The organism is Nocardiopsis camelliae (assembly GCF_028993595.1).
Lineage (GTDB): Bacteria > Actinomycetota > Actinomycetes > Streptosporangiales > Streptosporangiaceae > Nocardiopsis > Nocardiopsis dassonvillei.
The window spans coordinates 6,150,715-6,168,087 of sequence record NZ_CP118614.1; the positions used below are offsets into that span (position 1 = coordinate 6,150,715).

The window sequence follows — 17,373 nt, forward strand, 5'->3', positions numbered from 1 at the left end:
CCTGGGAGGCGGCGGGCGGTGTGTCGGGCCAAGCCTAGTGTCCACCCGGGGTCAGACCCGCCAGTCCAACCTCTCGGGCGGCGGCCCCAGGTTGGGCGGCACCCCGTCGTCCACGGCCCCCGTCGGCGCTGGGGAGCCGTCCGCGGCGGCGGTGCCGTCGGGTGTGTCGGTCGGGGCGTGGGGGTCCGCGGCCGGGCCCCGGGGTCGGCCGCCTCCGGTACCGCGCCCCCTCGCGGCCACGGCGCCATCGCCTCCAACGCCCGGTGCGTCGCCGGTGTTCCGGGAGTCGTCCACCGTGGCGAGTGTGGCTGTGGACAGGGTGAGGATACCCGGGTTGGTGTCGGCCAGCACGGGACCGTCGGCGGTCAGGACCACGGCGGCCGTGGCGGGGAGCCCGCGCAGCGAATCGGCGTCCAGACCGCAGGGGCGTCCGGGGGCCGCACCGTCGTCCCCGGTGGCGGCGGTCCCGCCGGTTCCGGCCTCCTGGAGGGTGGCCCGCCCCCATGCGGTGGCGGATCTCACATGGCGGACGAGGTCCAGGGGCGCGATCGCCGCCGCGGCGTTGCGGATCACCGCGCCGGACTCGGTGTGCGGGGAGGGGAAGAACCGGTCGTCGGCCTCCACCTCGGCGTCGGGGTCCTCCGGCTCGCCCGTGGCCGCGCCGCCCACGGCCCCGCCCACCGCCTCGGTGAGGCTGTGCAGCCGCAACCCACCGGGGTCGTGCCCGGCGACACCGGGCGCCGAGGCCACGGCGCGTTCGACGGCCTCCGCCGACTCCCCGTTCTGACGCATCACCACCGGCAGGCAGGCGGGGTCGGCGAACCGGGCGAGCGCGGCGGGGGCGGCCGTGCGGAACATCAGGACGACCTCCACCCCGCCCTCGGCCGCCGCGGCGAGGACCTGGTCGACCTCCCCCTCGGGGAGGGACTCGGCGCCGCAGACCACGACGGTGCGGGTGCGGTCCGGGCGCACGCGGGGGCGTCTGCCGTCGGCGTTCCTGGGTTCGGGCGCCTCCAGCAGCTCGCTGAGCGCGGACACGGCGTAGGTGCCGTAGACGCGCGCGGCGGTCTCACCGGAGGCCCGGTCGGTGGAGATGATCTTGACCTGCGCGTAGTCGTTGTCGTCCGCCCGGGTACCGACGGCCTCGAAGGGGCTCAGGCGGCGCTCCAGCTCCCAGGCCCGCTCCCCGATGTGCGGTCCGTCGGCGCAGCGCTCGCGCACCCGGGCCCGCTGCCCCGGCGTGAGCAGGGCGAGCGCGGGGTCGTCCTCGGCGGCGTCCTCCTCTGGGGTGAGCAGGGCGCGCAGGCCGCCGATGAGTTCGGCGATCCCCGCGTGCGGCCCCAGGACCTCCAGGAGACGGAGCAGCAGCGTCTCGTCGGCGTCGGCCTCCGCGGTGCCGCCGGAGGCCGACGCGACCGCGGAGAGGATGCGCGCGCGCTGTCCCGCGTCCAGATTGGTGCCCAGCGTCATCCGGGGCAGGTCGGCGGGGAGCACCCACCGGCGCGGGGCCACGGCGCAGCGGCGGGCCAGCCGGACGAGTTCGCGGGCCACGGAGTGCCCGGTGAGGTCGACCACGGTCAGGTCGCCGCCCTCGCGCAGGCGGGAGACCCCGACGGTGGCCAGCAGCGCCGACCATCCGGCGTCGTCCCCGCCCACCACGACCACGGCGCCCCTGTCGGCGGGGACGGTCACCCCGTACCAGAGCGGCTGCGCCTCGTAGGCCCGCGAGGCCGCCTGCCACTCGGTGTACCTGCGGGCGTGCTCGTGCTGTTGTTCGCGCAGGACCCGGTCGCGCTCGTCGCGTTCGGCGGCCAGGCGCTCCCTGGCCCTGTGCAGCCGGTCGGCGACGACCTGGCGGCTCTGCACGAGGGCGAAGGCGATGGGCGCGGCGATGGCGGCGCAGGCGAACACGCCGCCGAGGGCGAAGCTGCCGGGGAGGATGCGCAGGGTCCACAGCAGCGGCAGCAGCAGGGTGAGGAGGAGGAGTCCGGCCAGGGCGAAGTAGAGGGGCCGGTTGGTCTGGGCCTCGCTGTCGCGCTGGGCGGCGATCCACTCCTCGCTGACGGTCTCGGCGTCGGCCGGGGTAGGCCGCCGCGGGGCCGGTCCGGGAGGCGGCAGGAGCACGGCGTGCCGCCAGCCGACATAGGTACGTCCGGCCTCTCCTCGGGACGCTCCTCCCGAACGGGGGTTGGGCACCGTCCGAACACCTCCTGACCGGCCGTCGCGGGGGGCGGCCGGGGACTCGGTCACGCGGGGCTCCGGCCCGGGCCGGAGTGTGGGCGGAATGCCGTCACCCGCCCGCCGCGCTCGTCACGGCCCCGCCGGAACCGGTCACGGGCACGGGAGGGTGCCGGTGGGCGCGGGTGGAAGGCCGTCGATCTCAGTCAAGCAGCAGCGCGCACCGCTTTCCAGCCCCGCCCCGGACCTGTGGAAAACGCGTCGCGGACCCCGTGGAGGCCGAGGGGCCGCGCGTCCCGTTTCCCGCTCCCAGGGACCGCGCCCGTTTCGAAGCCGGTAGCGAAGCACCGCCGTGTCAGCGCCTCCCCCCAGGGGCAGGGGAAGGGGGACAGAAGAAGAGAGGACGCCCCCTTTCCGAGGAGTGACCCCCCATTCCCGCACCGCTGCTGTCCACGCTCATGCTCGTCGTCGTCCTGCTCTTCCTGGTCTGCACGTGTAGCTGTATGTATCTGGGGACCAGATGGAACCGTCGCCGCGGTCACCCCCGCTGGCCCGGCTCCGTCACCGATGACGCAGAGAGCATTCGTGTGCGTGGGCTGTCACGGCAGGCCCGCCGACGGGCAGACCGCGCCATACGCCGAGGCGAGACAGTGGGTGAGCCGGAATCCGCCGCGGCTGTGTGCCTGCGGGCTCGCACCCGCCGACGGGCGGTGGAGAACCCCTGGATGGCGGCAGCCCAAACGAGCAACCTGCTGATGCTCGGGTGCCTCATGGTCGGCCAGAGCGCCCTGAACACGCTGCCCTTTGCCCCCGGGATCGCCGCCCTGTGCCTGGTGCTGGCGCTCTTCGTGCAGCTGCACCGGCTGTGGATACTGCGGCGCACCGCCGTCGCCGTCGAGCTCAACCTCCCCCTCGCGGAGAAGGACCGGGAGGAGACCTCCGGCTGAGGGTCCCGGGACCGCGCGCCGAGGGTCGCACGGACGGTGCGCGCCCGCTCCCGGCACCGGTGGCGAGGCACCGCCGTGTCAGCGCCTCCCCCGGGGGCAGGGGAAGGGGGACAGAAGAAGAGAGGACGCCCCCTTTCCGAGGAGTGACCCCCCATTCCCGAGGTCTACCTGTACGCAGCACTTCTCGCCCTCATGGTCGTCGGCCTGGCGATGTTGATCGCGTCCGCGGTCATGAGCCGCCGGTGGCGCCGCCGCAACGGACGCCCGCTCTGGCCGCCCTCCGCCTCGTCCGCGGAGGATGGAATGTGGTCCAGGGCGGACCGGGAGCAGCGGCGCAGGGTCAAAAGAGCGGTGCGGCGGGGGCACGCGGTGGACGACCCGCGCACGGCCCGGCTCGTGTGCCACCGGGCGCGCGCCGAACACCGGCGCTGGGAGAACCCGTGGGAGACGGTCACCCTGTGCTTGGTCATGGCGATCCAGTTGCCGAACATGCTCAGATGGGCGTCGGACGAAGGCGCCCCGGTGGCCATGCGCGTGCTGTTCGCCCTGTTTGTGGTAGTGCTCGTCCCCTACCTGCTGGGCGTGGTGCCCTACCGCCTCCTGCGCCTGCGGCGCACCGCCGTCGCCGTCGAGCTCAACCTCCCCCTCGCGGAGAAGGACCGGGAGGGGACCCCGGGCTGAGGGGCCCGGAGAACGGATTCCCGAGATGGACGGGGCCCGCAACGGCGCGGGGCGCCGGTGCCGAACGGTCTCCCGTCGGCACCGGCGCCCCGTGTACGCCTGAGGTCGCCCGGCCCGGCCGTCTAGGCCTGCACCTGGAGGTCGATGACCTTGCCCACCTCGGCCTGCACCGTGTACTCGCCGGTGAAGCCCTTCGAGGCGAGGACGCGCACCTTCCAGGAGCCGTCGGCGGCGAAGAAGCGGAACGTGCCCTCCTCGCCGGTGGCCACCTCTCCGACGAAGTCGTCGGAGTCGTTCAGCAGGCGGGCGTAGGCCCCGCTCAGCGGCTGTCCGTCACGGGTGACCGTGCCCTGGATGACCGCCTGGTTCCCGGCGTCGACGTCGGCGAGGGCGACCCCGCCGACCGGCGCTCCGCAGCTGTCGCTCACTTGGCCTCGGCCTCCCCCAGCTCGACCGGGACGCCCACGAGGGAGCCGTACTCGGTCCACGAGCCGTCGTAGTTCTTGACGTTCTCCAGGCCCAGGATCTCGTGCAGGGCGAACCAGGTGTGCGAGGAGCGCTCGCCGATCCGGCAGTAGGCGATGATGTCCTTGTCCAGGTCCACGCCCGCGCCGGTGTAGAGCTCGCGCAGCTCGTCGGCGGTCTTGAAGGTGCCGTCCTCGTTGGCCGTCTTGGCCCACGGGATGTTGCGCGCGGTCGGGATGTGGCCCGGGCGCTGCGAGGTCTCCTGCGGCAGGTGCGCGGGAGCCAGCAGCTTGCCGGTGAACTCGTCGGGCGAGCGGACGTCGACCAGGTCCTTGGTGCCGATGGCCTGCACGACCTCGTCGCGGAAGGCGCGGATGGAGGCGTCCTGCTCCTGGGCGGTGTACTGGGTGGCGGCCCGCTCGGGGACGTCCTTGACGAGCTCGCGGGAGTCGAGCTCCCACTTCTTGCGGCCGCCGTCCAGCAGGCGGACGTTGGCGTGGCCGTAGAGCTTGAAGTACCAGTACGCGTAGGCGGCGAACCAGTTGTTGTTGCCGCCGTACAGGATGACCTGGTCGTCGTTGCCGATGCCCTTGGCGGACAGCAGCTTCTCGAAACCGGTGCGGTCCACGAAGTCGCGGCGGACGGGGTCCTGGAGGTCCGTCTTCCAGTCGATCTTGACGGCGCCGGGGATGTGGCCCTTGTCGTACGCGGACGTGTCCTCGTCGACCTCGACCAGGACCACGTCGGCGTCGTCCAGGTGAGCCTCCACCCAGTCGGCGTCCACGAGGACGTCGGAGCGGCTCATGGGGAACCTCCTGTGTTTCTTGTGCGGTGTCGCGTGTGCGGATCGGTGCTCCCGGGGGCTGCCGTCCCGGGAGCGGGGGATGCGGAAAGTCTGCGAAGCGGTGCGCGGTTACCGGTTCCGGCGCGGGCCGGGGCCGCCGGACGCGCTCCGGGAAGTCGGGGCACGGCGGATTCCGGGCGTACGGGGAACGCGGACAGCGGGCTGCGAAGCGGGTGCCGGACCCTCCCTGCCACCGCGTCCGCGCAGGACGGAGCACGGCGGCCGGAAACGCGAAGGTCGGCGGCTGCCGGGGCTACGGCTGTTACGGAAGTGGTCAGGGCAGGCGCGAGGCACTGCCCGTGAGGGTCGACCCGCATGTGTGCTGTCCCCAGATGCGTACACGGAAAACCAGAACCAGTCGCACGGAGGGGGCGTGGGCTCCGAGGCCCGTCCGCCCTAGGGACACAGACAGAGCGCGGCGGCGACGCGGCAGAAGTCCACTGCCCGTCGCTTCGTCAGATACGCGCTCGTCAAGGAGGTCACACCGAAGACGCTACAGGCCGTGTTACACGTTTGTCACTGGTGGGCTGGATCACAAAGAAGTCGTTCTCGCGGGTGGGGCGTCCGGAGGGAAACGGTTCAGAGGACGGCCGCGCCGATCGCGGCGATCACGTCCGCCTTGCGGGGCTGGCCCCCCGCTCGGCGCACCACGCGGCCGGAGGCGTCCAGGACCAGGACGGTGGGGGTACCCGTGACGTCCAGGCGGCGGACGAGGTCGAGGCGGGACTCGGCGTCCACCTCCACGTGCGCGACGCCGTCGACCATGGCCGCGACCTCGTCGAGGACGCGCCGGGTGGCCCGGCAGGGCTGGCAGAAGGCGGTGGAGAACTGCACGAGGGTGGCCCGCTCCCCCAGCGGGGCGCCGACCTCCTCCGCGGTGAGCACGTCGCCCGCCGCGTCCGTGTCCTGTCGCGCCATGGCGTTTCCCCTCCCCCTGCGTGTCCTCGTTCTTCTCCGGTTCTGCGGCTGCCGCTCCCGGTGCGCGGGCCGACCGTCGGCCCGGCTCTGTCCGCGCGCCCCGTGACGGAACGGCGCGGACCGCGCGGCCGGTGGCGGGCGCGCGTTCCGGCCCCCGCGGCCGTACCGTCCGGGAAGAACCGCGACGGCGCCGCCGCGGGGCGGCCGGAGCCGGCGTCAGACCGCGTCGGCGCCCATGAGCGGAACGTCCGATCCGGTACCGGTGACCCGCAGGCCGCTGGAGGTGGCCTCCATCTCGGTGACGGTCAGGCCGAACGGCAGCTGCGGGGCCTGGGCGCTGAAGGTGAGCATGGTCGCGGCCATGCCGCTGAGGTCGACGGGGGCGTCGCCCACCTGGACGTCGACGGGGGTGACGGTCACGGTGTCGCCCTCGACGGAGAACTCGCCGCCCGCGTTGACGGAGGTGCTGATGCCGAACTCGGGGAAGGCCAGCTCACCGCTGATACGGGGCTCGCCGCCCTCGGTCGTGATGGTGATGCCCTCGGGGAGGTAGGCGTTGAAGAAGGAGTAGGGGACGGTGAAGGAGCCGTCCAGCTGCCCCGCCACCACCGTCGGCTGGTTGAGCAGGTCGGCGGGGGGCGCGTCGACCTCGGTGGCGGTGACGTCGATCTGCTCGACGGTGATGCTGTCCATGGTGGCCGAGGCGGCGGTGATGTTGACCTCGGAGTAGGTGCCGCTGACGGCCTGCGGCAGGAAGGCCCACCCCTCGATGGACACCTCCGGCTCCTCGGCCATCTGGAGCCGCTGGGCCAGCTGGCTCGCGACCATGCTCTGCGCGAAGCCGCGTGCCCCGATGTCGGCCGCAACCACTGCGACCGCCAGGAGGATCAGGAGAACGACGAGAAACTTACGCATCGGAGATCCCAGCACACTTTCTTTCGTTCCGGCGCGCTCTCGGCTGGTTCGTCCCGCCGGTCGTGGTCACACGCCATCGGCGCCCGACGGGCGCCGGTCATGGAAACCTGTCGGAAAGGCTACTTCACCACAGGTTGGACGCCCGGGGCCTTCCACCGGTTTGTCCCGGATGGACAACTAGACCGGTTCGAGACATCTCGCGGGGCGGAAACGGGGCGCTGCGGCCCCGTTGACGGGTCCTGCGGGCTCTGCTCAGCGGGGCATCAGCATGGCGGCGAGGCCGTCGCTGGCCGCCGCGCCCGCGAGGGAGAGTTCGATCACGTTGGTGGCGACCACGTGCTGGGGGCTGAGGCGGGCGAACTCCAGGACGTGCGGCTGCTGCTCGTGCTCCTCCTGCGCCAGCTCGTCGCGGTACATCGCGTAGACGATGCGCTGGAGCGGCGCGCTGGGCACCGTGTGGCAGGCGAACAGCAGGGTGTCCGGCTCGCTGTGGGAGACCTGGGCGACGAGGGCGTCGGCGATGCGGTCGAAACCCGGGCCCTGCTGGTCGGCGAGGGTGTAGATGGTGATGACGCCGCGCAGCTTGCTGGGCGGTGCCTGGCGGACCGGGGGGCCGTCGTAGTAGTCGTCGTAGGGGTCGGCTTGGCGACGCTTGCGGCGCACGGGCTCCTCCGGGAGATCGTCGTCGGGGTCCGCGCCCCCGTCGTCGTAGTCGTCGTAGTAGTAGTCGTCATCGTCGTCGTAGGGGTCGCGGCGCGGGCGCGCGGCCATGGCGACGGCCCCCCACAGCGCGGCGACGGCGCCGAGCATCAGCAGCGGCCCCCCGAAGCCGAGGCCGAAGCGGCCGACCACGACGGACAGCAGCGCGGCCAAGCCGACCAGCCCCAGCACCGTCAGATCGGTGCGGCGGTGGTCGGAGGCGCGCCGGGCGACCGCGACGAGCGCGGAGACGAGGAAGACCGCGACGAGGACCTGCGTGAGGTTGACGAGCGAGCGCGGAATGAGGTCGTAGTGGTCGCCCATGGCGGGGTAGGAGGCGTCGAAGCGGGTGCCCACCCGGTCGACGGACAGCACCACCAGGGGGACGATGGTGAACGCGCTGAGGAACAGCCGCGAGGTGAACCGACCGCGGGGCGAGCGGACGCCGTACTCCAGCGCACCCCAGGCCATGTAGAGCGGGCCCAGGAGGCTGATGCCGATATGCAGCAGCCGGAAGGTGGCCCCGCCGAAGTCGAACATCGCGCCGATCACGCCCGCGCTGAGGCCGATCGTCGTACCCAGTGCGGCGATGAGCCATCCGACCGCGGCCACACTGGGACGGCGTTGGGCGTACGCGGCGAGCGCGGCGGTGGCGCTCCAGCCCACCAACGCGCTTATGAATGCCAGTCCTACCGTCACCATCCCGACAATGATGCTGCACGTTAGCGGGTGGATGTGCACTCGATGCAGATTCGCGGGGCCAGTGTGGGTGACGATCCTGCAGAGTGGAGGCCACAACGGGGATTTACACTGTGACCTTCATCACCAGGTTTGCCGCCGCATCCCAGCGGCCCCACCCTGCCCGCGGGTGGCCGTAGGCTCGCACTACGCGGGGAGCGCCGCCCCGACACCGGAAGGGCCGCTTCCCCCACCCAAGCCAGGAGAGAACCGTGTCACACGACGCCGTGTCCCCGAACGCGCGCGGGGCCGCCTTCTTCGACGTGGACAACACCCTGATGCGGGGTGCGTCGATCTACCACTTCGCCCGGGGCCTGGCCTCCCGGGACCTGTTCACCACCCGCGACCTGATGCGGTTCGCGTGGGGGCAGACGGTGTTCCGGGTGACCGGCAGCGAGCAGCCCGAGCACATCAACGCCGCGCGCGAGGCCGCGCTGGCGTTCGTGGCCGGACACGACGTGAGCGACCTCGTCGCGCTCTGCGAGGAGATCTACGACGACACCATGGCCGACCGGATCTGGGAGGGCACCCGGGCGCTCGTCCAGGGGCACCTGGACGCGGGGCGGCCGGTGTGGCTGGTGACCGCGACACCGGTGGAGCTGGCGCAGATCATCCGGCGGCGGCTGGGCCTGACCGGCGCGCTGGGCACCGAGGCCGAGTGCGTCGACGGCGTGTACACGGGGCGGTTGAACGGGGACCTGCTGCACGGTCCGGCCAAGGCCGTGGCCGTGCGCGCCCTCGCCCGCCGGGAGGGGTGGGACCTGGCCTCCTGCTCCGCCTACAGCGACTCCTCCAACGACCTGCCGCTGCTGTCCCTGGTGGGGCGCCCGCACGCGGTCAACCCGGACACCGACCTGCGCAGGTACGCCCGCTCGCACGGGTGGCCGGTGCACGACTTCCGGCGGCACCGGAACGCGCTGCGGGTGGCCGTCCCGGCCGCCGTGGGCGCCGTGGCCGGTGCCGTGGCGCTGCGCGCGGTCAGACAGAGACGGACCGGCTGAGCCGGGCGGACCGGAGGCCGGTGGAGCCGGGAGGCCAGAAGGGCCGAGCGGACCGAAGGCCGGAATCCGGGAGGCCGGTGGAACCGGACGGGCGGGGCGCCCGCGCCGTCGGGAGGGCCGCCGCACGGGATGGGGCCCGGGACCGGAGTTGTCCACAGGTCACGCGTGGGCGTGGCGCCGACGGGTGACCGGCTGGTGCAATGGAACAAGGGGGCCCAGGGGCCCGAAACACCTCATGCTGCCCACAAAGCCCTCAGATGCACTTTCCGGGCGTTCCACACCGCGGGCAGCACCAGGGGCCGACCGGAGATCCCTCAGCGCCCCAGCGTGGCCCTGGCGAGGGCGAGCACGTGGACGGGCCGCAGACCGCCTCCGCGCGAGGACGTGCCGCGACGGCTGCCCGCGTAGGTCTCGAAGGCCTCCGCCGAGCTGTAGGCGGGCGACCACTCCAGCACCCGCTCCAGGGAGTCGGTGTGCATGCCCGAGGTGTTCAGGCCCGCGCGCACGGCGCGGGAGGTGCTGGAACTCGCGTAGTCGATCCGGCCGTGCTTGGCCAGACCGCGCAGTACCCGAAGCCCGCGCGCCGGGACGGGGAGCCGCTGGCCGCCGACGCGGCGCAGGCAGTGCGAGAGGCGGACCGAGTCCTCGCCCGCCACGTCGAAGAACCCGGTGCCGTCGCTGAGCGCCATGCGCACCAGCGCCTCGGCGCCGTCGTCCTCGTGCAGGAACTGCACGTCGGGGTCGCTGCCGAGCACGGTGGGCACGAACCGCGAGTCCAGGTAACGCGTGAGCGGGGTGCTCACCGAGGGGCCGATGAGGTTGGCGAAGCGCAGGACGGCCACCGACAGGTCGGGGCGTCGGCGCTGGAGGCCGCGGGTGTGCCGCTCGACCTCGGCCGCGTCGTCGGCGTCCAGGGTGGCGCTGGACCGCACCACCAGGCGCCGGACGGTGGTGGAGCGCTGGGCCGCGCCGAGCACCCGCATGGTGCCCAGGACGTTGTCCTCGCGGTTGGGACGGCCAGCGGTGTCCAGGCCCAGGTGCAGGACGAGGTCGGCGCCGGAGTCGGCGACGATCCTGTCCAGGCTCCCGTCGTGCAGGTCGACATGGGCGTACTCGACGCCCGGCTCGTCCGTGGGCGGTGGCGAGGAGTCGGCACCGATCACCCGGCGGACCCCGGGCTCCTCGCTCAGGGTCTGCGCGACCCTGGCGGCCAGGGGTGTGGAAACCCCGGTGACGAGTACGACACGAACCATGGCGACACGTTCCTTGGGAGGAGACGGGAGCTGTTCCGGCAGGCCCGCGGACCGTTCACCCGGGGGGTGAACCGGCGACCGCGACCCGTGAGACACAACAGCGCCTCACCCAGAAAATTCCATTGCTCCGGCAAAGGCCGGGCAAGGACGGCGGTGTCTCCGCGTCCGGGGCGTGCCTGGAGCGCGCCCGCGCCCGCGGAGAGACGACGTTCGCCGCTACCGGTCCTACTTCTTGTTGCGACGCGCGACACGCGTGCGCTTGAGCAGCTTGCGGTGCTTCTTCTTCGCCATCCGCTTGCGGCGCTTCTTGATGACGGAACCCATGGGATCACCTTCTCGCTGACGGAGGTTACGGACATGCCGCACCGCTGGGCGGTGGAAACCGGCAAGGGGCTCGGATGCGGTCACCGGAGCCGTTCGGACACCTGCGTGCCCGGGGCCCCGATCGGCCGGTGCGACCGGGGTGGCGTCCCCCGGGTCCGGCGCTGGAGAGCGCGCACCTACCGCACCCGAAGGCCCAGCTTACCGTTACGGGTGCGCGCTCCGGGTCACGCCCCGGGAAGTGCGGGCTCGTCCTTGTACAGGACGGCGGCGGGCTCCGCGTAGCTGACGCTGGTCAGCCGCTGGTCGCTGAAGGTCAGCGACGTCACGCTCGCCAGGTTGCACTCGCGTAGGTCGGGACGGTGCCAGAGGCGTTTGCCCTCGGCCGCGCGGCGGGTCATCCAGATCGGCAGCTGGTGGCTGACGCACACGGCCTCGCGGCCCCACGCCGCCCGGCGGGCGACCTTGACGGCCTCCACCATGCGCGCGACGATCTCGGAGTAGGGCTCGCCCCAGGACGGCAGGAACGGGTTGTACACCCGGCTGAACACGCGGGGATCGCGCACCGACCGCCGCGACAGGCTCATTCCCTCGAACTTGTTGGCCGCCTCGATGAGCCGGTCGTCCAGGGTGACGGGCAGGTCCGTCGCCTTCTGGAGCGGCACGGCGGTCTCCTGGGTGCGGTCCAGCGGCGAGGAGAACAGCGCCGCGATGTCGTGGCCCTCGAACCACTCCGCGGTCATCTCCGCCATCTGCTGGCCCCGGTCGCTGAGGTGGAAGCCGGGGAGCCTTCCGTAGAGCACCTTGCCGGGGTTGTACACCTCTCCGTGTCGCAGCAGGTGCACGACGGTGGTCGTCGTCATCGTGTGTGTCTTTCCTTCGGGGTCGTGGGCGTCGGGGCTGTACCGGCCCTGGGCGTCAGCCCTGGGCCTCGGCCGCGGCGCGGGCCGCTCTGGGCAGCGCCGAGACCACCCTGTCCACGGCGGCGTCGTCGTGCGCGGCGGAGAAGAACCAGGCCTCGAAGGCGGCGGGCGGCAGGTACACGCCCTGGTCGAGCATGGCGTGGAAGAACGCGGAGAAGACCGCGGTGTCGGTGGTGCGCGCGGTGTCGAAGTCCACGGCCTCCTGGTCGGTGAAGAACACCGTGAAGAGGTTGCCGCCGTTCTGGAGCCGGTGGACGACGCCGGCCTCGCCGAGCGCCTTGGAGACCTCGGCCGCCACCCGCGCGGAGACCTCGTCGATGCGGGCGTAGACCTCGGGGGTGGCCCCCCGCAGGGTGGCCAGGCCGGCGGCGGTGGCCAGCGGGTTCCCGGACAGGGTGCCCGCCTGGTAGACGGGACCGTTCGGCGCGAGGCGGTCCATGATCTCGGCGCGTCCGCCGAACGCGGCGGCGGGCAGGCCGCCGCCCATGACCTTGCCGAAGGTCATGAGGTCGGGGGCGACGCCCTCCAGGCCGAACCAGCCCGAGGCGCTGACGCGGAAGCCGGTGAGGACCTCGTCGAGGATGAGGAGGGCGCCGTTGGCGTGCGCGATCTCCTTGATCCGGGCGTTGAACCCGTTCCGGGGGGCGACGACGCCCATGTTGGCGGGGCAGGCCTCGGCGATCACGCAGGCGATCTCGTCGCCGTGCTCGGCGAAGGCGCGCTCGACGGCCTCGGGGTCGTTGTAGGGCAGCACGAGGGTGTCGGCGGCGCTGGCCCCGGTCACACCCGGGGAGTCGGGCAGGGCGAAGGTGGCCAGGCCCGAACCGGCGGAGGCCAGGAGGGCGTCGACGTGGCCGTGGTAGTTGCCCGCGAACTTGACGATCTTGCTGCGCCCGGTGAAGCCGCGCGCGAGGCGGATCGCGGACATGGTGGCCTCGGTGCCGGAGTTGACGAGGCGGACCTTCTCCACCGGGGTGCGTTCGACGATCAGCTCGGCCAGATCGACCTCGCCGGGGGTCGGCGCGCCGTAGGAGGTCCCGGCGTCGACCGCGCCGTGGAGGGCCTCGACGACGGCGGGGGCCGCGTGGCCGAGGATCAGCGGCCCCCACGAGCACACGAGGTCGACGTACTGGCGGCCGTCGGCGTCGGTGAGGTAGGGGCCCTCGCCCTTGACGAAGAAGGGCGGGGTGCCGCCGACGGCGCCGAAGGCGCGGACGGGGGAGTTCACGCCACCGGGCACGACGGCGGAGGCACGCTGGAAAAGCTCTGCGGAAGTCTGTTGAGTACCCACCTCACCAGTGTGTCAGCTGTGTCCGGTACCGGGACCATGACCCGCCCCGCGTCGGCCGAGGTCCCGGCGCCCGGACCGGTGTCGGGGTCAGGGGCGGATCAGCGCCCGGAAGCGCTTCTCGGTCTCGCCCTCGCAGACGACGAGGTAGACGCGCTTGTCCTCACGGTACGGCCTGCGGCGGTCGAGGCTCGTCTCCCTCCGCTCCCTCTTGCGCCCCTTGCTCACGGGGTGGCTTCCTCCGACTCCCGTGCCTGCTCGCGCCTGCGCAGAGCGTCCCGGAACAGCTCGTCGTCCACGTCCGGAACCGCGCCGTAGCGACCCGTGAGGTAGCGCCGGGCGCGGTTGTCGTCTCCTCGCGGCTTGAAGTCGCTGAGCGGATAGAGCGAGGTCCGTCCCCGGTCGTCCTTGTCCACGAACCAGATGTGGTCGCGCTTGAGGACCTCCTCACCGCGTACACGCCCGAGGAGGGCGGCGTCGTGGCTGGTGAAGACCAGTTGGGCGCCCTCGGGGTTGTGTTCCTCGTCCTGGAAGAGGGAGACGACCTTGGCGGAGAGGTAGGGGTGGAGGCTGGCGTCGATCTCGTCGACGACGAGGACTCCACCTGTCTCCAGGGCGCGTTGGGCGTCGAAGCCGATCGTGGTGAACGCCCGGGTGCCCAGTGACTCCTCCTCCCACAGGAGCGGGGTCGCGGACTCCTCCCCCCGGTGGTGGAAGAGAAGCGTGGTGCGTTCGCGGATCAGGTTTGCCAGGAGCGCTGCCATGTCCGGCGACTTACCGCTTCCCGACGTGAGGTGAACGACATGGGACACACGGTCGTCACGCTGTTCCCGCGAGGTCCGCTTCAGCGACCACTGACGGAACTGCTCACGTTCGGGCAGCGGTGGTTGGACGGTTACTGTCTCCGTCTCGGAACCGGAAGCCTGCTCATGCAGTTCCACGGCCTCGATGCCGGTGTCAGCGGACTTCAGCAGGCGACCGAGAGCAGCCATGCGCTCCTCGGAGGCCGCTCCTCCATACAGCCAGGCCGGGCGCTCCGGGCTGCGCTCCGGGCTGCGTTCCGAGGCGAAGGCGAGGCTCTCGGAGAACCAGCGGTAGACCGGTTCCACCTCCGCGTTCGAGGCGCGGGCGGCGACGGTGAGGAAGAGGACGTTCCGACCGGTGATCTCCCTGACCTGGCGCAGTTTGCCCGAGGCCTGGTCTCCGAAGGAGAACTCCTGCCCGTCGCGTTCGAACACGACGCGCTTGCGCTGCCTGGGGTAGCTGTACAGCCACTCCTCCACGACCTGCTCGTCATCGATTCCGAAGCCGTAGGTGTGGCGGACTCCGTCGATCACGAGGTCGACCACGAACGTGGAGGGCTCCTTTCGGGCGTCCGCGCTCAACTTGAAGGGGTGGCGCTGGATGCCGCTCCCCGGTTCGTTGCGGCTCATCGACCACCGGACGGTGTCCCGCATGAAGGAGAGCGCGTCCAGGAGATTGGACTCGCCCGAGGCGTTGGCTCCGAAGACCCCGGCGACCGTGGCGGCCTCCCAGTCGACCTCCTGCGGGCGGGCCTCGTCGTAGACGGGAGTGAGCAGGAGTTGCTGCTCCTCGCGGATGGACTTGTGGTTCTCGGCGCGGAAACTCAGCAGCATCGCGGCACTCTCCCCCGGAGCCGAGCGGCTTCACCGCTTTTCGCGCGGAAAAACCACACACGACAGGCATGCCATGTGTCCGTGGCCACACACGCGTGTGCCCCGCCCCCCGGGGGGAGGGGTGGGGCACGCGGGGGTCCGCTCAGTGCCGGGCGGCGTGGCCGTCCCGGGCGGGGGTGTCGGACAGGGTCGGCGCGCCCGTGTCCGGGGCGGCCGGGGTGTCCGGCCGTTCGGCGCGCACCAGCGGGCGCAGACGGTCGTTGCGGGCGAGCAGCTCCACGAGGGCGGTCATCGGGCGGGAGGCGGCCAGGGAGACCAGGGCCGCGACGGTGGCGCCGACGAGGAGGCCGACGGTGACGTCGTGCGGGTAGTGGGCGCCGACGAAGACCCGGGAGAAGGCCTCCAGGACGGCGAGCAGCACGGCGAGGACGGCGATGCGGCGCCAGGCCAGGATGAGCGCCGCGGCGGCGGCGCCCGCGATCGCGGCGTGGTTGCTCGGGAAGGACCAGTCGCCGAGCGGGTCGCAGGTGGCGATCGTGGTCAGGTCGGTCATGGCCTGGCAGGGGCGCATCTGCTCGAAGAACGTCTTCACCGTGCGGCTGACCGCGTAGGCGACGACGGTGGCGACGGGGGCGAACAGGGCCAGACCGACCAGGCGGGAGTCCACGGAGCGGGCGCGCCACCAGGCGGCGAGGAAGAGGACCGCGAACACTCCGAGGAAGAGGTCGGTGCCCACGTAGGCGACGCTCTGCACCCAGGGGTCCAGGTCCGCCGTGAACTCGATCAGGGCCCGGGACCAGGCGGCGCTGACGGCGAGGATCTCAGAGACCATCTCTCTCCATTGGGTCGCTCAGGGGGAGGATCGCGCGCAGGGGGGATGTTCTGGGCGACGTCCCGTCCGGGGGTGACGGGAATCCCATGATTCGGTGACAGGAAAGGCTTCATCCTGTCATCAACCGGGACTTCCCGGGCCCGCGAAACGGCCGTATCGACGAAAGAGACGGAGGGAACCGACGAAGGAGGGGCCGTGCCGCACCGGAGGTCCGGCGTACCGATGAGTAGCTTGGGGGTGTCCACCCTCCCGGCGGTGCCCATCCGCCCTCCCGAGACGGAGCCCCGATGACCTCGAACTTCGCCACCGCGGACCTCATCGACGACCACGGCGACACCCTGCGCAGCTGTTCCACGCAGTTCCGCCAGTTCGGGGGGCGCGCGGTGTTCTCCGGTCGCATCCGCACCGTCCGCTGCCACGAGGACAACGGCCTGGTCAAGCAGGTCCTCAACACCCCGGGCGACGGCGCGGTCCTGGTGGTGGACGGCGGCGGCTCGCTGCGGTCGGCCCTGATGGGCGACATGATCGCCGAGGCGGCCGTGGCCAACGGCTGGGCCGGAACCGTGATCTTCGGTGCGGTCCGCGACACCCGCGCCCTGGCCGGACTGGACCTGGGCGTGAAGGCGCTGGGCTCCAACCCCCGCAAGTCCCTCAAGGACGCCGCCGGTCGCCTGGACGTGCCCGTGGCCTTCGGCGACGTCACGTTCACGCCGGGCGAGTGGCTCTACAGCGACGAGGACGGCGTTGTGGTGAACGCCGAGGAGATCCGGATCTGACGCCGGACCAAGCGGAGGCGAACGGAGGAGATCGCCGGGGTGACCTCCTCCACGCATCCCCAACGCCTTCCCGGTGCGTCCCGCCGAGCCCTCAGCGGCCCCCAGCGGACTCCGGAGCCTTGCTTCCGCCCGTCCCGCCCGCACCCGTCGCCCCGCGCGCTCAGGCCCGGCCGCGCAGGAGCGGGAGCACCACGGCCGCGCACATCACGGGGAGCAGCAGGAGCGGGACGAGGAGCCACACCAGCATGTGGTCGACGAGCAGGACGACCGCCGTCTGCGCCAGACCGACCAGCACGAACCCGGTCCTCATGAGGCGGTGCGCGGCCGACCACCAGCGGAGCATGGGCCCGTCGCGGTCCGCCCCGGGCTCCGGCGCGGGCAGGACGGCGCCGACACCGACCAGAAACAGCCCGGTCGCCGCGCCCAGCACCCGGCTGATCGGGAGGTCCCATCCGGCCTGGCCCAGGACGAGCACGCCGTGCGTCACGAGCAGGAACAGGGACAGCAGGCACAGGAGGGCGTTCATGCCCCGCGCGGCGCTCCGCGCCGTCGACGCCGACGGCAGCCCCAACGCGTCCTGGAGGCCGTTCTGGAGACGGGTTCCGAAGACCACGGCGGCCGACAGCACGACCGCCAGGAACCCGGTCGTCAGGGGCAGGGCAAGCGCGAGCACCACCCGGGGGACCGTGTCGGGGGTGCCGTCCAGGTTGGTCCGTCCGCTGAGCACCGTTCCCGGCAGCTCGGGCCAGGCCGTCCAGGAGACGAGGGCCATGAGGGCGACCGCGACCGCCGTGACGATAATTCCCGAAAGGGGAATGCGGGGCCTTTCCCTCTTCGCCTCCGCCGGATTCTCCGTGCCGTTCATTCCTTTTTCCTCTCCCTCGCCGTTCCCGTGGCACAACACTAGGAAAAAGGTTTTCGGGGCCGCATCGACCGCGGGGCACGGTGCGGTCACGC

At 72.2% G+C, this 17,373-nt stretch carries 19 protein-coding genes; 4 read left to right on the forward strand and 15 right to left on the reverse strand.

Annotation, left to right across the window (positions count from 1 at the left end; genetic code table 11):
- Nucleotides 1–51: 51 nt before the first annotated feature.
- On the reverse strand, nt 52–2,196 hold the full coding sequence (locus PV789_RS26775; RefSeq protein WP_498048266.1) for a hypothetical protein: 2,145 nt from the start codon (nt 2,194–2,196) through the stop codon (nt 52–54).
- 707 nt (nt 2,197–2,903) lie between these two features.
- Between PV789_RS26775 and PV789_RS26780 the strand changes: the two genes are divergently transcribed.
- Complete coding sequence (locus PV789_RS26780) at nt 2,904–3,125, forward strand: hypothetical protein (RefSeq protein ID WP_274975102.1); 222 nt, start codon at nt 2,904–2,906, stop codon at nt 3,123–3,125.
- 303 nt (nt 3,126–3,428) lie between these two features.
- Nucleotides 3,429–3,806, forward strand: a complete 378-nt coding sequence (locus PV789_RS26785; protein ID WP_274975103.1) for a hypothetical protein — start codon at nt 3,429–3,431, stop codon at nt 3,804–3,806.
- A gap of 122 nt (nt 3,807–3,928) precedes the next feature.
- On the opposite strand, the gene PV789_RS26790 is transcribed toward PV789_RS26785, so the two are convergent.
- The 6 genes from PV789_RS26790 to PV789_RS26810 form a co-directional block, all read right to left on the reverse strand.
- Nucleotides 3,929–4,234 carry a DUF1416 domain-containing protein gene (locus PV789_RS26790; RefSeq protein WP_017563751.1) on the reverse strand — a complete coding sequence of 102 codons (306 nt, stop codon included), beginning with the start codon at nt 4,232–4,234 and terminating at the stop codon, nt 3,929–3,931.
- The gene (locus PV789_RS26795; protein ID WP_274975104.1) at nt 4,231–5,076 is read right to left on the reverse strand and encodes a sulfurtransferase; all 846 of its coding nucleotides are present in this window, start codon (nt 5,074–5,076) and stop codon (nt 4,231–4,233) included. Before PV789_RS26795 ends, PV789_RS26790 begins: the two co-directional genes overlap by 4 nt.
- A gap of 435 nt (nt 5,077–5,511) precedes the next feature.
- Nucleotides 5,512–5,598 carry a putative leader peptide gene (locus PV789_RS29850; protein ID WP_352983320.1) on the reverse strand — a complete coding sequence of 29 codons (87 nt, stop codon included), beginning with the start codon at nt 5,596–5,598 and terminating at the stop codon, nt 5,512–5,514.
- Between the two features lie 96 nt (nt 5,599–5,694).
- Nucleotides 5,695–6,033, reverse strand: coding sequence for a TlpA family protein disulfide reductase (locus PV789_RS26800; protein WP_274975105.1), 339 nt, complete (start codon nt 6,031–6,033; stop codon nt 5,695–5,697).
- A 216-nt stretch (nt 6,034–6,249) separates the two neighbouring features.
- Nucleotides 6,250–6,948 carry an LmeA family phospholipid-binding protein gene (locus PV789_RS26805; RefSeq protein WP_274975106.1) on the reverse strand — a complete coding sequence of 233 codons (699 nt, stop codon included), beginning with the start codon at nt 6,946–6,948 and terminating at the stop codon, nt 6,250–6,252.
- A gap of 252 nt (nt 6,949–7,200) precedes the next feature.
- The gene (locus PV789_RS26810) at nt 7,201–8,349 is read right to left on the reverse strand and encodes a putative quinol monooxygenase (protein ID WP_274975107.1); all 1,149 of its coding nucleotides are present in this window, start codon (nt 8,347–8,349) and stop codon (nt 7,201–7,203) included.
- A gap of 248 nt (nt 8,350–8,597) precedes the next feature.
- Here PV789_RS26810 and PV789_RS26815 point away from each other — a divergent pair, with 248 nt between their 5' ends.
- The gene (locus tag PV789_RS26815; RefSeq protein WP_274975108.1) at nt 8,598–9,386 is read left to right on the forward strand and encodes an HAD family hydrolase; all 789 of its coding nucleotides are present in this window, start codon (nt 8,598–8,600) and stop codon (nt 9,384–9,386) included.
- Between the two features lie 314 nt (nt 9,387–9,700).
- On the opposite strand, the gene PV789_RS26820 is transcribed toward PV789_RS26815, so the two are convergent.
- The 7 genes from PV789_RS26820 to PV789_RS26850 form a co-directional block, all read right to left on the reverse strand.
- The gene (locus tag PV789_RS26820) at nt 9,701–10,639 is read right to left on the reverse strand and encodes an NAD-dependent epimerase/dehydratase family protein (protein ID WP_274975109.1); all 939 of its coding nucleotides are present in this window, start codon (nt 10,637–10,639) and stop codon (nt 9,701–9,703) included.
- Between the two features lie 225 nt (nt 10,640–10,864).
- On the reverse strand, nt 10,865–10,963 hold the full coding sequence (locus PV789_RS26825; RefSeq protein WP_013155353.1) for a 30S ribosomal protein bS22: 99 nt from the start codon (nt 10,961–10,963) through the stop codon (nt 10,865–10,867).
- Nucleotides 10,964–11,187: 224 nt separating this feature from the next.
- Nucleotides 11,188–11,823, reverse strand: coding sequence for a histidine phosphatase family protein (locus PV789_RS26830; RefSeq protein ID WP_248772357.1), 636 nt, complete (start codon nt 11,821–11,823; stop codon nt 11,188–11,190).
- A gap of 55 nt (nt 11,824–11,878) precedes the next feature.
- Nucleotides 11,879–13,174, reverse strand: a complete 1,296-nt coding sequence (gene hemL / locus PV789_RS26835; protein WP_274975110.1) for a glutamate-1-semialdehyde 2,1-aminomutase — start codon at nt 13,172–13,174, stop codon at nt 11,879–11,881.
- Nucleotides 13,175–13,261: 87 nt separating this feature from the next.
- Nucleotides 13,262–13,399, reverse strand: coding sequence for a hypothetical protein (locus tag PV789_RS26840; RefSeq protein ID WP_274975111.1), 138 nt, complete (start codon nt 13,397–13,399; stop codon nt 13,262–13,264).
- Nucleotides 13,396–14,808, reverse strand: a complete 1,413-nt coding sequence (locus tag PV789_RS26845; RefSeq protein WP_274975112.1) for an AAA family ATPase — start codon at nt 14,806–14,808, stop codon at nt 13,396–13,398. The genes PV789_RS26840 and PV789_RS26845 overlap by 4 nt, the downstream gene beginning before the upstream one ends.
- A 142-nt stretch (nt 14,809–14,950) precedes the next feature.
- The gene (locus PV789_RS26850; protein WP_274975113.1) at nt 14,951–15,640 is read right to left on the reverse strand and encodes a phosphatase PAP2 family protein; all 690 of its coding nucleotides are present in this window, start codon (nt 15,638–15,640) and stop codon (nt 14,951–14,953) included.
- 287 nt (nt 15,641–15,927) lie between these two features.
- Between PV789_RS26850 and rraA the strand changes: the two genes are divergently transcribed.
- On the forward strand, nt 15,928–16,416 hold the full coding sequence (gene rraA, locus PV789_RS26855) for a ribonuclease E activity regulator RraA (RefSeq protein WP_274975114.1): 489 nt from the start codon (nt 15,928–15,930) through the stop codon (nt 16,414–16,416).
- Between the two features lie 160 nt (nt 16,417–16,576).
- Here the strand turns inward: rraA and PV789_RS26860 are convergent, their stop codons facing one another.
- Entirely contained in the window at nt 16,577–17,281 is a 705-nt protein-coding gene (locus PV789_RS26860; RefSeq protein WP_274975115.1) for a hypothetical protein, read from the reverse strand.
- Nucleotides 17,282–17,373 lie beyond the last annotated feature (92 nt).

What these genes read in the sequence shown, in the direction of transcription:
- PV789_RS26780 (WP_274975102.1), top strand. Translation starts at nt 2,904, where the DNA reads ATGGCGGCAGCCCAAACGAGCAACCTGCTGATGCTCGGGTGCCTCATG.
- PV789_RS26785 (WP_274975103.1), top strand. Translation starts at nt 3,429, where the DNA reads ATGTGGTCCAGGGCGGACCGGGAGCAGCGGCGCAGGGTCAAAAGAGCG.
- PV789_RS26795 (WP_274975104.1), bottom strand. Translation starts at nt 5,076, where the DNA reads ATGAGCCGCTCCGACGTCCTCGTGGACGCCGACTGGGTGGAGGCTCAC.
- PV789_RS26800 (WP_274975105.1), bottom strand. Translation starts at nt 6,033, where the DNA reads ATGGCGCGACAGGACACGGACGCGGCGGGCGACGTGCTCACCGCGGAG.
- PV789_RS26805 (WP_274975106.1), bottom strand. Translation starts at nt 6,948, where the DNA reads ATGCGTAAGTTTCTCGTCGTTCTCCTGATCCTCCTGGCGGTCGCAGTG.
- PV789_RS26810 (WP_274975107.1), bottom strand. Translation starts at nt 8,349, where the DNA reads ATGGTGACGGTAGGACTGGCATTCATAAGCGCGTTGGTGGGCTGGAGC.
- PV789_RS26820 (WP_274975109.1), bottom strand. Translation starts at nt 10,639, where the DNA reads ATGGTTCGTGTCGTACTCGTCACCGGGGTTTCCACACCCCTGGCCGCC.
- PV789_RS26825 (WP_013155353.1), bottom strand. Translation starts at nt 10,963, where the DNA reads ATGGGTTCCGTCATCAAGAAGCGCCGCAAGCGGATGGCGAAGAAGAAG.
- PV789_RS26830 (WP_248772357.1), bottom strand. Translation starts at nt 11,823, where the DNA reads ATGACGACGACCACCGTCGTGCACCTGCTGCGACACGGAGAGGTGTAC.
- PV789_RS26845 (WP_274975112.1), bottom strand. Translation starts at nt 14,808, where the DNA reads ATGCTGCTGAGTTTCCGCGCCGAGAACCACAAGTCCATCCGCGAGGAG.
- PV789_RS26850 (WP_274975113.1), bottom strand. Translation starts at nt 15,640, where the DNA reads ATGGTCTCTGAGATCCTCGCCGTCAGCGCCGCCTGGTCCCGGGCCCTG.
- rraA (WP_274975114.1), top strand. Translation starts at nt 15,928, where the DNA reads ATGACCTCGAACTTCGCCACCGCGGACCTCATCGACGACCACGGCGAC.
- PV789_RS26860 (WP_274975115.1), bottom strand. Translation starts at nt 17,281, where the DNA reads ATGAACGGCACGGAGAATCCGGCGGAGGCGAAGAGGGAAAGGCCCCGC.